Annotated in this window: 10 protein-coding genes and 2 pseudogenes; 5 read left to right on the top strand and 7 right to left on the bottom strand. The window is 69.2% G+C overall.

All coding sequences use genetic code 11. The features are described from left to right. Window positions 1-51: 51 nt before the first annotated feature. Window positions 52-3,213 carry an ATP-binding protein gene (locus BAY61_RS15035; protein WP_091804123.1) on the bottom strand — a complete coding sequence of 1,054 codons (3,162 nt, stop codon included), beginning with the start codon at window positions 3,211-3,213 and terminating at the stop codon, window positions 52-54. A gap of 229 nt (window positions 3,214-3,442) precedes the next feature. Here BAY61_RS15035 and BAY61_RS15030 point away from each other — a divergent pair, with 229 nt between their 5' ends. Further along, entirely contained in the window at window positions 3,443-3,715 is a 273-nt protein-coding gene (locus BAY61_RS15030) for a GlsB/YeaQ/YmgE family stress response membrane protein (RefSeq protein WP_091804121.1), read from the top strand. A gap of 329 nt (window positions 3,716-4,044) precedes the next feature. On the opposite strand, the pseudogene BAY61_RS33550 reads toward BAY61_RS15030, so the two are convergent. After that, window positions 4,045-4,518, bottom strand: a pseudogene (locus tag BAY61_RS33550) (methylated-DNA--[protein]-cysteine S-methyltransferase); the annotation flags it as partial. Between the two features lie 130 nt (window positions 4,519-4,648). Here BAY61_RS33550 and BAY61_RS33545 point away from each other — a divergent pair. Beyond that, window positions 4,649-5,068 (top strand): annotated as a pseudogene (locus BAY61_RS33545) (YceI family protein); the annotation flags it as partial. Between the two features lie 151 nt (window positions 5,069-5,219). Here the strand turns inward: BAY61_RS33545 and BAY61_RS15015 are convergent. The 4 genes from BAY61_RS15015 to BAY61_RS15000 form a co-directional block, all read right to left on the bottom strand. Further along, window positions 5,220-5,915, bottom strand: coding sequence for a response regulator (locus BAY61_RS15015; protein WP_091804113.1), 696 nt, complete (start codon window positions 5,913-5,915; stop codon window positions 5,220-5,222). Window positions 5,916-5,935: 20 nt separating this feature from the next. Further along, entirely contained in the window at window positions 5,936-7,285 is a 1,350-nt protein-coding gene (locus tag BAY61_RS15010; protein ID WP_091804110.1) for a sensor histidine kinase, read from the bottom strand. Between the two features lie 101 nt (window positions 7,286-7,386). Continuing rightward, the gene (locus BAY61_RS15005) at window positions 7,387-8,469 is read right to left on the bottom strand and encodes a hypothetical protein (protein WP_091804107.1); all 1,083 of its coding nucleotides are present in this window, start codon (window positions 8,467-8,469) and stop codon (window positions 7,387-7,389) included. Next, the gene (locus tag BAY61_RS15000) at window positions 8,466-9,470 is read right to left on the bottom strand and encodes an NAD-dependent formate dehydrogenase (protein ID WP_091804104.1); all 1,005 of its coding nucleotides are present in this window, start codon (window positions 9,468-9,470) and stop codon (window positions 8,466-8,468) included. The genes BAY61_RS15005 and BAY61_RS15000 overlap by 4 nt, the downstream gene beginning before the upstream one ends. Window positions 9,471-9,892: 422 nt before the next feature. On the opposite strand from BAY61_RS15000, the gene BAY61_RS14990 reads away from it, so the two are divergent. Next, window positions 9,893-11,128, top strand: a complete 1,236-nt coding sequence (locus BAY61_RS14990) for an Nramp family divalent metal transporter (protein ID WP_091804098.1) — start codon at window positions 9,893-9,895, stop codon at window positions 11,126-11,128. On the opposite strand, the gene BAY61_RS14985 is transcribed toward BAY61_RS14990, so the two are convergent. Further along, window positions 11,110-11,487 carry a DUF3817 domain-containing protein gene (locus tag BAY61_RS14985; protein ID WP_091804095.1) on the bottom strand — a complete coding sequence of 126 codons (378 nt, stop codon included), beginning with the start codon at window positions 11,485-11,487 and terminating at the stop codon, window positions 11,110-11,112. The two genes, BAY61_RS14990 and BAY61_RS14985, sit on opposite strands and share 19 nt — an antisense overlap. Window positions 11,488-11,574: 87 nt before the next feature. Here BAY61_RS14985 and BAY61_RS14980 point away from each other — a divergent pair, with 87 nt between their 5' ends. After that, window positions 11,575-12,105, top strand: a complete 531-nt coding sequence (locus tag BAY61_RS14980) for a nitroreductase family protein (protein WP_091804093.1) — start codon at window positions 11,575-11,577, stop codon at window positions 12,103-12,105. 88 nt (window positions 12,106-12,193) lie between these two features. Then, a complete protein-coding gene (gene gad, locus BAY61_RS14975; RefSeq protein ID WP_091804090.1) occupies window positions 12,194-13,567 on the top strand; it encodes a glutamate decarboxylase in 1,374 nt (457 codons plus the stop codon). The last annotated feature ends 4 nt before the right edge of the window (window positions 13,568-13,571 follow it).

Raw genomic sequence — 13,571 nt, 5'->3', positions numbered from 1 at the left:
ACGGTAGGAATCGGGGCTCAACAACGGTTCAACATCGCGCTCACCGGCAGCTCACACCCGGCCGAGCGCGGCACGCAGCGCGCGCACCCGCCGCTCGGCCAGTGCGCAGCGCTGCCGGTCGAACCGTGCGACCGCGCTCGGCAACCAGCCGGCTGCCTCGGCCGCCTCTCCGCACTCGGCGGCCAGTTCGGCGACCAGCAACCGGTACCAGCCCTCGATCCTCGGCCACGACTGATCGCCGAACCCTCGTACCGCTTCGGCGTAGAGTTCCTTCGCCGCCAGCGGCTTCCCAGCGGAAAGCTCGATGTTGGCCAGCAGTCCCAGCGCTCCCGCGATCCCCGGCACATCCTCCGCCGCCTCGAACGCGCCGAGACAGTCTCGTGCCGCGTGTCGTCCCCGCTCGGCATCGCCCGCCACCGCCCAGGACAAAGCCAGGTTGGCCCGGGTAAGCAGCTCTCCCCGCCGATCACCGAGCCAGTGCCGGATCGCAAGCGCCTCGGCGAACCGGTCCTCGGCCTCCGCGAAGATCCGGGCATCGCGCAACACGCACCCGAGGTGATGCAGACCGTGTGCCCTGCCGAGATCGTCGCCGAGCGCGCCGAACCGCTCGACCGACCGCCGCACCGTCACCGTGGCGAGACCGAGTTCGTGCTCCAGCCGTGCCGCGTAACCGAGTGCCCCGAGTACGTAGCCCGCAGCCTGCTCGGCACCCACCCTCCTGCCGACCAGCAGCGACTCCTCGAACGAAGGCACGAACCGCTCCCCGACCGGGACGAGCTGGATACACGGGGTGATGACCGGCAGGAAAGCGGGACCGCCCGGATCGAGGGCTTCCACGGCGACGAGACACTCCCCGAACAGCGAGCCCGCCGCGGTCGCGTCCTCACGCGACAACGCGCACATACCGGCGAGCCACACCGCACCGGCGCGCAGTCCGGGACCGGCCGCGCGCTCCCTGACGTCCTCGGCGATCCGCTCGGCCTCCGTCACGTCGAACGTGCCCCACACCAGCGTGGCGTACACCAGCCGGTACAGCTCGGCGACGTCCGCCCCCGCGAGGCGCTCGGCGAGCGTGACGGCCTCCCCGCCCTCGCGCAGCAGCCGGTCGGCCCGGCCTCGCCGCGCGTCGAGACCGGTCAGCCCGACGAGCGCTCTGGCACGTGTCGTGCTCGGCGAAGGGGCCGCGGCGAGCGCTTTCTCAAGCCAGCCCGCGCCCTCGACGGCGTGCCCCCTGAGAAACCAGTACCGCCACAGCCGCGCGGCCAGCGTCAGTGCCGCGGACGGGTCGGCCGCGAGCGACCAGCGCAGCGCGGCCCGGAAATTGTCGTGATCGTGGTCGAGTAGCCGGGGATTCTCCCTGACGACACCGACCACGTGTTCCGGATCGTGTCGTCCGGCGACGTCGAGAAAGTAGGCGCAGTGCGCCGCCGCCGTCGCGCGGTGCTCCCCCGCCTCCCGCAAGACCTCGGCGGCGAACTGCCGCACGGTGTCCAGCAACCGGTACCTCGTGCCCTCCCCCGAAGGCTCGCGATGTACCAGCGACTTGTCCACGAGCCTGCCGAGCAGGCCGAGCACCCTGTCCTTGCCCAGCGGCGCGGGCCCGCCGACGATCTCGGCGGCGTCGAGCGAGAACAGCCCAGCGAAAACGGAGAGCCTGCGCAGAAGCACCCGCTCGTCGGCGTCGAGCAGGTCATAGCTCCACTGCAACGCCGCGCGCAACGTCTGGTGTCTCGTCGCGCCGAACGTTCCCGTCCCCAGTACCGTGAGCGCGTCGCCGAGCCTGGCCAGTATCTCGTCCGGTTCGAGCAACGCGATCCGCGCCGCCGCCAGTTCCAGCGCGAGCGGCATGCCGTCGAGCCGCCTGCACAGGCCGGCGATCGCCCCGGCGTTGCCGGTGCCGAGCACGAATCCGGGGCGCACGCTCGCGGCCCGCTCGACGAACAGCCGCACCGATTCGAAATCGGCAAGCCGATCCGGATCGCAGGTGGACTCGGGTATGCGCAGCGAGGGGACCCGGAACGTGATCTCACCCTCGACGCGCAGCGTCTCCCTGCTGGTGGCCAGGATCCGGATTCCGGGACAGTGCGCCAGCACCGTGCCGCACACCCGCGCGCAGGCCTGCACCACCTGCTCACAGTTGTCGAGCACGACGAGGCGGCGGCCGTGACCGAGCTGCTCGACGAGTGACCTCGTCTGATCCGGCCCCGCGCCGGGGGTCAGATCGAGCGCGGCCGCGATCGCGTCGGGTACCAGCGCCGGTTCGCGCAGTGCGGCCAAGTCGGCGAACCACACCCCTTCGGGGTACGCACCGGCGGCGGCGCGAGCGGCCTCGACGGCGAGCCGGGTTTTCCCGCAACCGCCAGCGCCGGTGAGCGTCAGCAGCCGGGTACGGCCCAGCAACGCCCCGACCTCGCTCAGCTCGCGGTCTCTTCCGACGAAGCTGCTCAACGCCGAAGGCAGCCGAGGTCGCACGGGCGCGCTCCCGCCTTCCGCCGAACCATGCAGCAGGCGGCGGAACAGCCCTTTCGTGAGGGCATCGGGATCGGCTCCCGACAGTTCCCGCAGGTCGTCCCTGAGCCGCTCGTACCTCGCCAGCGCCTCGGGCACCCGGCCGGTCGCGGCGAGCACGGACATCGTGCCCCGCACGGCGATCTCGTTGTAGGGGTCGGCCGAAAGCACCCTCGTGAAGTGCAGGTTGGCCTCGTCGAAGGCACCGCCCGCGAGCTTGAGTTCGGCCACCCGCAGCAACACCGCGTGCCAGGTTTCTCGCACCGTGGCCCTTCGCCTCTCCAGCCAGTCCGTGTAGGCGAGGTCGGGCGCGAGGTCGCCCCGGTAGACCGCGAGCGCGGCCAGCAGGTCACGCTCGTCGCCAGTGGCGAGCGCCATCTCAGCGGCACGCTCGAACTCGACGACGTCCACCGCGACGTCGCCGTCGGCGTTGAGCAGCACGTTCTCGTCGCGCACGGTCAGCGCGCCCGCTTCACCAATGGCCTTTCGCGCGACGTAGAGGGCCTGGTGCAGATTGTGGTTGGCCGAGGAAGGCACTGCCCCGGGCCACAACCGCTCGATCACCTTGTCCCTGTGCAGCCGTTGCGCGGGCTCAAGGGCGAGGGCGATCACGAGCAGGCGGGCCTTGCGCAACCGCCAGCGGCGCGCGTCGATCAGGTCCCCATTGCTCTCGACGGCGAACTCGCCGAGAAGCTCGATACGCATGTCGTGACCAATGTACCGCCACTTCCGGTGAACCGGGATTGTGTTCCGGGGCAACGGTTTCACCGGCGGGGAGGAAAATATCGTCCCGGCGCGTCAACTCGCGTTGAATCCATTGTGGATCGAGAAGGTGCGGCCATGATCGCGGTCGCGGTCCCGGCGCGGGTGCCGCGTGGATGGTGCGGTTCGCCCGGTTCGGAGACGCCGGGTTCCGGGGTCGTAGGGTGGGGCCATGGGTATCGTCAGTTGGATCATCCTGGGTCTCATCGCGGGGGGCATCGCCAAGATGCTCATGCCCGGCAAAGACCCTGGCGGATGCATCATCACCATCCTGCTCGGTGTCGGTGGCGCGATGCTGGGCGGCTGGGTGGGCCGTTCGTTGTTCGATGTCGACCTCGGCCGGTTCTTCGAGGCCCGGACCTGGGGACTCGCCATTCTGGGCGCCTTGATCATTCTCGCCATCTACCGGCTCGTGATCGGTTCACCGGGGAGACGCCGGAACTGACGCCAGGCACGCGAGATCCGCGCTCACGACCACCGACTTCCACGCTCAGGACGCCGAGATCCGCATCCAGGCAGGTGAGATCCGCGTTCGGGTCGCCGAGATCCGCACTCGGCCCGAACGGCCCGCGCCCCGATGCCATGTCCACGGCCCGGATGTCCACAGCCGGGTTGAGCGCCTGACCTGGTTCGGCTTTACCCACCCGCCCGAGTGCGGATCTCGCGCGGCTGGGTGCGGATCTCGACGTCCGCGGCGCGGGACTCGCCGCCCTGAGTGCGGATCTCGGCATCCTGGGCGCGGGACTCGCACGGTTGGAGCCGTGCGGCGGTTGACCGCTCCAGGGCAAGCAGGTGCCGCTTCCGCTCGACGCCACCGCCATAGCCGGTGAGGTCCCCATTCGCGCCGACCACCCGGTGACACGGCACGATGATGCTCACCGGGTTCTTGCCGTTCGCCAGTCCGACCGCCCGCGCGGCAGCTGGCTTGCCCATCCGGCGAGCCAGCCAGCCATAGGTCACCGTCTCGCCGTAGGGAATCTCCCGCAGCATCTCCCACACCTGACGCTGAAACGGCGTACCGGACAACGCCGTAGGCACGTCGAATTCGGTCAGCCGACCCGCGAAGTAGGCGCTCAACTGCTCGATCATCCCCGCGAAGGGCTCCGCCGCCCGCTCACCGAACGCTTCCTCCCCTGGCCGGTACAACTGCCGCTCCAGGTACAAACCAGTCAAAGCGACGCCACCGGCAAGATCATCGTCACCGACGAGCGTCAACGGCCCGAGCGGACTGTCGACGACAGTGTGCACGGCGGCTCCCCCTCCCCGTGGCGCATGAGCCGAACCAGGCCGACACCAAGAACTCGCCCATTCTCCCCCGGCCCGGCGAGCGACGGCATCCACACCGGACGCGGGCTCCGCGCGTGCGGGGCCTGGCCCCATGGCCAGCGACGAACCGGCTTCCACGCCCGTCCGCGTTCCCGCCGAGGGCGACTACCCCATCGATCCGCGGCGGTCGTCGGTCTCGTTCTCCACCCGCCAGTTCTTCGGCCTGTTGCCGGTGCGGGGAACGTTCGCGGTCGTCGACGGTTCGATACACGTGGCAAGGCCAGTGCACGCCTCGTCCGCGACCGCGATCGCGACCGTGTCGTCGGCGAGCCTGAACACCCGCAACCCCCCGAAAGACTGGGCGATTCGCTCGGCGGCCTACCTCGACACGTCGGCGTTTCCCGTCATCTCGTTCGCCTCGACCGCGCCCGGCAAAGTGGCAGCGACCTGGGTTCCGCGCGGCGGGCTGACAGCCCGTGGCGGCACCCGGCCGCTGGCTGTCCGGATCGAAAGGGCAGGCCCCTCGGGATCGCGATGGGACCTGCTGGCCACCGGCACCGTCGCCCGCTTCGAGTTCGGCATTACCGCGATGCGGGGCATGGCGGGGCCGGTTTCTGGACCTGCGCCTGCATCTGGCGACCGTCAGCCGGTGACCCGCCGGTGGATCAGGCGGCAGGCTGACCTCAGGTGTTGCCGCCAGGCGCCACGATCCCGTTCTCGTAGGCGAAGACCACCGCGTGAGTGCGGTCGCGCAGGCCGAGTTTCGCCAGCACTCGTGACACGTGGGTCTTCACCGTCGTCTCACCGAGGAAGAGCGAACCGGCGATTTCGGCGTTGCTCGCGCCTTTCGCGAGCTGTTCGAGCACTTCGAACTCGCGGTCGGTGAGCTCGGCTGGCCGGTTGACCGGCACCGTGGCAGGGGCGGGGGCGGAGAACCTGGCGATGACCCTGCGCGTGACTTCCGGCGAGAGCAACGCGTCGCCTCGTGCGACGATCCGGATCGACTCGACAAGGTCCTCCGGCGACGCGTTCTTGAGCAGGAAGCCGCTCGCACCGGCCTGCAACGCCTCGAAAAGGTAGTCTTCCCTGTCGAACGTGGTCAGGATGACCACCTTGACCGGATGGTCCTCCCGCGTCGCTCCCAGTATCTTTCTCGTCGCGGCCAGTCCGTCCAATATGGGCATCTGAACGTCCATCAGCACCACGTCGGGACGCACGGCCTCCACCAACTCGACCGCGGCCTCGCCGTCACCGGCCTCGCCGACGACCTCGATGCCGGGCTCCGCGCCGAGGATGACCCTGAATCCCGCTCTCACCAGATCCTGATCGTCGGCGAGGACGACCCGCAACGGCCCGGCATCGGCGCCACGTTCGGCCATGGGACTGGCGGATTGTTCGTTCACGTTGCCGGGATCTCCCTGCTGTCCGATGTGGACTGATCGTCGTTGCGAACGGGGAAGCTCGCTCTGACCCGGTAACCACCGTCGGGCCGAGGGCCGACTTCGAGCTCTCCGTCGTGCACGGCGACCCTTTCCCGCATGCCGAGCAGACCGAAACCGCTGCCGGGAAGCCGGGGAGCCGCCGCGGCGCGACCTCGGCCGTCGTCGGTGATCTCGACCTCGACGGCGCTGTCCAGATAACGGATTCTGAGGTCCACTTTGCGCGCGGTGGCGTGCTTCACGACGTTGGTCAGCGCCTCCTGCACGATCCGGTAGGCCGAAAGCGCGATGCCTTCCGGAACCGGCAGCGGGTCGCCGAATACGCCCAATCGCACGTCGAGTCCCGCGGATTCGGCGACGGGCACGAGGTCGGGCACTTGCGCGAGGCCCGGCGAAGCCGGATGTGACTCGTCAGGACGCTTGTCAGCGCCGTCCCGCTCGCCCTGCTCCGCGCGGAGCACGCCGAGCAGGCCGCGCAACTCGCCGATCGCGGTACGGGCCGTCGACTCCACCGTGCGCAGTGCCGACAACGCCAGTTCGCGGTCGCGGTCGAACACCCTTCTCGCCGCTCCCGCCTGCACACCCATGACGGACACGTGGTGGGCGACCACGTCGTGCAGGTCCCTCGCGATACGAACCCGCTCCGCGACCACCGCGCCCTGCATGTTCTGTTCCTGCGAAAAGCGCAACTGCTCGGCTCGCTGTTCGAGTTCGGCCTGTCTGCGTGCCGAAAGCCACGCGAGATTGCCGAAGAAGTAGGCCGAAAGGAAGAACAACAGGTTGAACCCGATGTTGTAGAGGACGGAGGCGAGCACGGGATCCAGCGGTCCCGCGGCGCCCTCGAAACCGGGGCCGGGGTCGACGAGGAAGTCCAGCAGCCCGTATCCGAGCCAGCAGAACATGCCGACGATGACGATGACCCGCGACCACCGCGCGACCGTCCTGTTGTGTTCCCAGGCCCCCGAGGTGTAGATCGCCAGGAACAACGCGATGGACGGCACCAGGGTGTCGCCGATCTGGCGCACCTGGGTCATCACGAAAAGCACACCGACGGCGATCAGGACAGGCAGCGGGAAGCGGCGGCGCACGACGAGCGGCAGGGTGACCGCCGCCGCCCACGCGAACTGCTCCACCAGCGACGGCGTGTTGTCGAACACGAAGGCGCCCATGCTGTTGATGAGCACCGTCGCCACGACCGCGCCCGCCAGCACCGCGAGCATGATCCACACGTCGTTGCGCTGCTGAGCCGCGGTCGGCTTCGGGCGCCGCCACCGGTTCCAGGATGGGTCCTGGCCACCAACCTCGCTCATGCCGGTCAAGGTAGCGCACCGGTCACGGCGGCCGGACCCCGTGCGGGACGGCTGACCGGCTGTTCACTGATGGTGCGGTGGCAACAGCGCACCGTGGCTGATCACGTTCGCTCTCGCCTGTCGCGGCGGCGCTGCTCCCGGTACCCGTAGGCGGCCCTGCGCACCGAACTGTCGCTGGCCACGCTCGCGCCGAGCGCACCGGCGATGGCACCCATCGTGGTGAAGGCCCACGCCAGCGACAGATACGTGGTCGGCCCGGCCGGTTCGCCGACCGTACTCGCCAGCAGCCCGGAGGGAAGCATCAGCAGGACGACACCGACGTTGATGACGAACAGCAGCGTGTACATCACCGCGACGCCGATGACCAGCGACATCACCGTCGACACGTTGTACAGCCCGGCCTGTTCGCGGTCGAGCGCACTGCGCCGGTTCTCCCACAACCCGTGTCCCGCGATGAGCCAGAACACGAGCACCCCCACCGCGACCAGCGCGGCCAGCACCTGCCGGTAGGTCTCCAGCTGGTGACCGAGTTGCCAGATGGTGCTCGACGTCAGCCCGAAGGCGCTGGCCGCGCCCGCCGCGGCGAGCGCGCCGGAAAGCCCGAAGATCAGCTTCCACGGGCTGTTGGCACGCACCATGCCGCTGATCAGCCGCAGCCTGCCCGCTTTTCCCTCCGCGAGGTAACGCACGTCCCCGGTTCCGCCGGTGCTGGTCTCGTCGGCGGGAACGCGATCGTCGCGGCGAGTGCGCACGGAGGAAAGCCCTCGCGAGGGCGCGCGCTCGTCGGCGAGGTCGTCCAGCAGTTCGAGCACGACGCGGCGGGCCCGCTCGCCGATCCGGACGGTACCGAGCGCCGGCAACGACACCAGGGCGACCCCGGTGGCCGGGCGCACATCGGCCACGACCGTGCGCCCGCGCTCCCGCACGGGAAGGTCGCTCAGGCAGATGGCGAAGGTCCATTCCCGTTCGCGCATGAGTTCGGTGATGGCGTCGAGCATGTCGGCAGGCCGCTGCTTGCCCGCCACCACCACGCTGATCTCGGCTTCGAACCGGTATCCGTTCTTTCCCTGTTCGGACAAGGTCTCGACAAGCCAGTCCGCCGTGCGCTCCGGCGAATCCGGTTCGGCGATGAGTCCGATGCGGACCTCGTGCTCCGCCGCTCCGGAAGTCCTTTCGCCGCTCACTCCGGCGTCACCAGTACGTAGTCCCTCGGCAGTTCGTCTCCGGCGAAGTAGCGTCGCAGCAGTTCGGCGATGCCGGAGGCGATACGCCGCTGCGCCTCCACCGTCATGCCCGAGTAGTGGATCGTCATCGCGTGCGCCGGCATGGTGCGCCACGGGTGGTCTCCCGGCGCGGGCTGCGGATGCCACGTGTCACCCGCGTAACCGCCGATGTGGCCGTTCGCCAGCGATTCCACCAGCGCGTCCCTGTCGACGATCGCGCCTCGCGCGGTGTTGACCAGCCAGGCTCCTTCCTTCATCGCGGCAAGCCTGCGCGGGCCGATCAACGCCTCACTGCCCGCCGTGAGGGGCAACGCGAGGCACACCACGTCGGACTCCGCGATCAGGTCGTCCAACCTCGCGTACTTCGCGCCGAGCACGGCCTCGTCGGCGGGTGAGCGACGGTGACCCGCGTAGTACAGCAGCCGGACGTCGAAGTTCTTGAGCCGCAAGGCCGTTCGCGCCCCGATCGCGCCGAGCCCCACCATGCCGACGGTCTTGCCCTCGAGGTCATGCGCGTGCCTTGACACGCCCGCGACGTCCCAGCCGCCCTCGACGGCCTGGCGGTGGGCAGGAACGAAGTTCCTGACAAGCGCCAGAATCTGGAGCACGTTGTGCTCGGCCACGCTGACCACGTTCGATCCGGTCACCTCGGCGACGGTGATCCCGTTGTCGCGCGCGACATCCCAGTCGAGGTGATCGGAACCGATACCGGCCGTCAGCACGAGGCGCAACTTCTTCGCGTTCCGCACCTGCTGTTCGGACAGGTACACGGGCCAGAACGGCGTCGTGATCAGGACTTCCGCCTCCGCCAGTTCCTCGTCGAGCGCGGCTCCGGTGTCACTTGTCGTCACCAGCTCGTGCCCGTTCTCCTTGAGCAACGGGCGCAACCCGAGCGCGCCGGGACTGGAAGCCAGTACCGGCGGCGTGGCCTCGTCCGGGTAGGACACGTAGACGACCTTCACCTGGATCCTCCTTTGTGGTTCGTCACAACGTGTTCCCAGGAACGGCGGCCGGTAATCGTGGCGGGCGATCCGGCGGGCTCGCGAGTCCCCCGCTCAGGCACGCGAGATCCGCATCGGTGCACGCGACATCCGCGTTCAGGTCCACCCGCGCCAGTGCGGACCTCGCGCGCCCGAGTACGCATCTCGGCGACCCGAATGCCGAACTCGCGCGCCTGAGTGCGGATTTCGGCGTCCCGAACGCGGGACTCGCGCGCCAGGACTGGGGACTCGCGGAAGGCGCACCCGGTCATCCCGGGTACCGCCACTAGTTCGGCACGCCTAAACTCTGATTCGGGCTCGGCGAACTCAGGAACCGGCGAGTTCTCGGGCACGGCGAGTTCTCGGGTGCGGCGAACTCAGGGGCCACGGGGAAGGTGCGCGACATGGCACTGCTGGACGGGATGCGGCCACGCCTGGCCCGCGCCAAGACCAGCCTGCTCCTGCTCGGCCCCGCGTTCGTCGCCGCCGTGGCCTACGTCGATCCCGGCAACGTCGCCGCCAACGTCAGCGCGGGCGCGCAGTTCGGGTACCTGCTGGTGTGGGTCCTCGTCGCGGCCAATCTGATGGCGGGCCTCGTCCAGTATCTGTCCGCCAAACTCGGGCTCGTCACCGGGCTCTCGCTGCCGGAGGCACTGCGCGACCGGCTCGGCAAACCCGCGAGGCTCGGTTACTGGGCACAGGCCGAGCTCGTGGCGATCGCCACCGACATCGCCGAGGTGGTCGGTGGAGCCATCGCCCTGTATCTGTTGTTCGGCCTGCCGCTCGTGGTCGGCGGAATCATCACCGGCATCGTGAGCCTGTTCCTGCTCGCGGTCTACGACAAGGGCGGACCGAGGCGCTTCGAGCGGGTGATCACCGGTTTCCTGCTGATCATCGCCACCGGATTCCTGGTGGGCGTCGTCGTCGAGCCACCGTCGCCGACCGCGACGCTCGACGGACTGATCCCCCGTTTCAGCGGGACGGAAAGCGTCCTGCTCGCGGCGGCGATGCTGGGCGCGACGATCATGCCGCACGCCGTCTATCTGCATTCCGGGCTCGCCCGCGACCGGCACGGCCACACCACGGGCACGCGGCTCAGGAGATTGCTCAAGACCACGAAGCTCGACGTCGGGCTCGCCATGGTGCTCGCGGGCGCGGTGAACATCGGAATGCTGCTGCTCGCGGCGACCAACCTCAAAGGCCAGGACAACGTCGACTCCATCGAGGGAGCCCACTCCGCGGTGCAGACCGCCCTCGGCCCCGTCGTCGGCCTGTTGTTCGCCGTCGGGCTGCTCGCCTCGGGACTCGCGTCGACCTCGGTCGGCGCCTACGCGGGCGCGATGATCATGCAGGGGTTGCTGCGGAAGCGCTACCCGCTGCTGCTGCGCAGGCTCGTCACGCTGCTGCCCGCGTTGCTCGTTCTCGCGATCGGCGTCGACCCGAGCAGGGCACTGGTCCTGTCCCAGGTCGTGTTGTCGTTCGGCATCCCGTTCGCGCTGGCGCCGCTGGTGCGGCTCACGAGCGATCGCCGGTTGATGGGCGAGGCCACCAACCACGTCGTCACCACGACCGTCGCCTGGCTGGTCGCCTGCGTGATCATCGTGCTGAACGTGGCCCTGCTCTACCTGACTTTCGCCTGAGCAGTCTGAGCGACGTCGCCGCGGGCGGTGAGCCGTCCGGTGCGGCGGGCCCAGATCTCGAAGACGACGGTCGTGAACGGGGGCACCGCGGCCGCGAGCGCGACGACCGTCAGCCAGCGCACCGGCCACCTCAGCTTGATCGAGAGCAGGATCGTCACGATCCCGTAGCACACGAAGGCGGCACCGTGGAGCGGGCCGAAGATCTTCACGCCCAGTTCCGTCGTCGTCTCGGGGATGTACTTGAAGTACATGCCGGTCAGCAGACCCGCCCAGGTGAACGCCTCCACGATCGCGATGATCGAGAACAGCCGCGTGAGCCGCTGGGTCCGGGTGGCGTCCTGCTCGGTCGTCGTGGTCATCGGACTCACCTCGTTGCTCGGGGCGCCCGCCGTGAACGGCGCGCACCGCGGGCCGGTTGGGCGGGGGCCGGTGTTAGCGTACCGACCGTGGATCATGGGCGACGCACGCCTGCGGCCGTGCGGGCCACCCGGCACTTCGCGGACCGGCCGGTGACGCGGGCCGACATCGAGGCGATCGTCGACGCGGCGCGGTGGACGGGCTCGGCGAGAAACCGGCAACCGTGGCGCTTCGTATCGGTGACCGGCCATGCCCTCCGACAGCGGCTGGCGGCGCTCGGCCAGTACGCGCTGCCGATCGCGACGGCGCCTGCCGCGCTGGTGCTGCTCTCCGACTCCTCCTCGGGGCGCGACACGGAATTCGACCTCGGCAGGGTGTGCCAGTCGCTGGTACTCGCCGCGCACGCGGCGGGACTGGGAAGCTGCCCCGTCTCGCTCTATCCGGAGGCCAACGCCGTCACCGCCGCCGCGATGGTCGGCTACGACCGGCCGTGGCTGGCCAACCACGCGATCGCACTCGGCCACCCCGCCCCTGCCCCGCCAGGGCGATCGGCGATCCCCTCCGGCCGCAAGCCGGTGCCGGAACTGCTCACCCACATCGGCGAGCCCGACCCTCGATAGGTCCTCAATGGACATACGCGGCAGCGCATGCGGGCAGGGTCGTCCTCACCAATACTGAACGGGTCGGTCTCCGGCGAAGGAGTCACCCATGGCACTGCACAAAATCGGCGACGAGGACGGCGCCCGCTTCGACGACGTGTACGCGAGCCCGCTCAGCGGGCGGGAACTCGCGAAGCTGCGCATCGGCGAGCAACCCCACGACCCGGCCGTCGTGTACCAGCTCATCCACGACGAACTCGACCTCGACGGAAACGCCGCGCAGAACCTCGCGACCTTCTGCACCACCTGGAACGACCCGCTCGTTCACACGCTGATGAACGAGAACATGAACAAGAACATGATCGACAAGGACGAGTACCCGCAGACGGCCGAGATCGAATCGCGCTGCGTGAACATCCTCGCCGACCTGTGGCACGCGGGCCGTGACGCAGCGGCGGTCGGCTGCTCGACCACCGGTTCGAGCGAAGCGGGCATGCTGGGCGGGCTCGCGTTGAAATGGCGGTGGCGGGCCCGCAGGAAGGCCGATGGCAAACCGGCCGACCGCCCCAACCTGGTGTGCGGGCCGGTTCAGGTGTGCTGGGAGAAGTTCGCGCGCTACTTCGACGTCGAACTGCGTCAGGTTCCGCTGCTCGACGACGCGACCGGGCTGAGGCCCGAACAACTGCGCGACTACGTCGACGAGAACACGATCGGCGTCGTCGCCATCCTCGGCGTAACGTTCACGTGCGATTACGAGCCGGTGAAGGCGATCGCGGCCGAACTGGACGCGATCCAGCGGGACACCGGCCTCGACATCCCCATCCACATCGACGGGGCCAGCGGCGGGTTCATCGCGCCGTTCATCCAGCCCGAACTGGAATGGGACTTCCGGATAACACGGGTCAGCTCGATCAACACCTCGGGACACAAGTACGGGCTCGCCCCACTGGGGGTCGGCTGGATCGTGTGGCGCTCAGCGGAGGACCTGCCCGAGGAACTGGTGTTCCGGGTCGACTACCTCGGCGGCGACATGCCGACGTTCGCGCTGAACTTCTCCCGTCCTGGCAGCGAGGTCATCGCCCAGTACTACCTGCTGCTGCGACTGGGAAGGGAAGGCTACCGGAGGGTCCAGCAGGCGTGCTCCGACACCGCGGCGTGGCTCGCCGACCAGGTGGCCGCCATGGGGCCGTTCACCATGCTGTACTCCGGAAGGGGCGCGCTCCCCGCGCTGTCCTACACGCTGAGCGACCCAGGCGAGGCCGGGTTCACCCTGTACGAACTGTCCGACGAACTGCGCATGCGCGGCTGGCAGGTCGCCGCCTACCCGCTTCCACCCCGGCGTCAGGAGACGGTCATCCACCGGGTGCTGATCCGGCACGGGATCAGTACCGACAAGGCGGCCCTGTTCGCGCGTGACCTGCGCGACGCGGTCGCTCACCTGCGGAATCCCCGCGAAGGCAGACCCATCGCGTTCCACCACTGACCAC

Origin of the sequence: Prauserella marina, from assembly GCF_002240355.1 — a bacterium.
GTDB classification, from domain to species: Bacteria; Actinomycetota; Actinomycetes; order Mycobacteriales; family Pseudonocardiaceae; genus Prauserella_A; species Prauserella_A marina.
Note: the sequence above shows the minus strand (reverse complement) of the source record. Positions and strands in the feature narration are given on the sequence as shown.

Bases quoted from the DNA above. Each gene is read 5' to 3' on its own strand.
- BAY61_RS15035 (WP_091804123.1), bottom strand. From the start codon at position 3,213: ATGCGTATCGAGCTTCTCGGCGAGTTCGCCGTCGAGAGCAATGGGGAC.
- BAY61_RS15030 (WP_091804121.1), top strand. From the start codon at position 3,443: ATGGGTATCGTCAGTTGGATCATCCTGGGTCTCATCGCGGGGGGCATC.
- BAY61_RS15015 (WP_091804113.1), bottom strand. From the start codon at position 5,915: ATGGCCGAACGTGGCGCCGATGCCGGGCCGTTGCGGGTCGTCCTCGCC.
- BAY61_RS15010 (WP_091804110.1), bottom strand. From the start codon at position 7,285: ATGAGCGAGGTTGGTGGCCAGGACCCATCCTGGAACCGGTGGCGGCGC.
- BAY61_RS14990 (WP_091804098.1), top strand. From the start codon at position 9,893: ATGGCACTGCTGGACGGGATGCGGCCACGCCTGGCCCGCGCCAAGACC.
- BAY61_RS14985 (WP_091804095.1), bottom strand. From the start codon at position 11,487: ATGACCACGACGACCGAGCAGGACGCCACCCGGACCCAGCGGCTCACG.
- gad (WP_091804090.1), top strand. From the start codon at position 12,194: ATGGCACTGCACAAAATCGGCGACGAGGACGGCGCCCGCTTCGACGAC.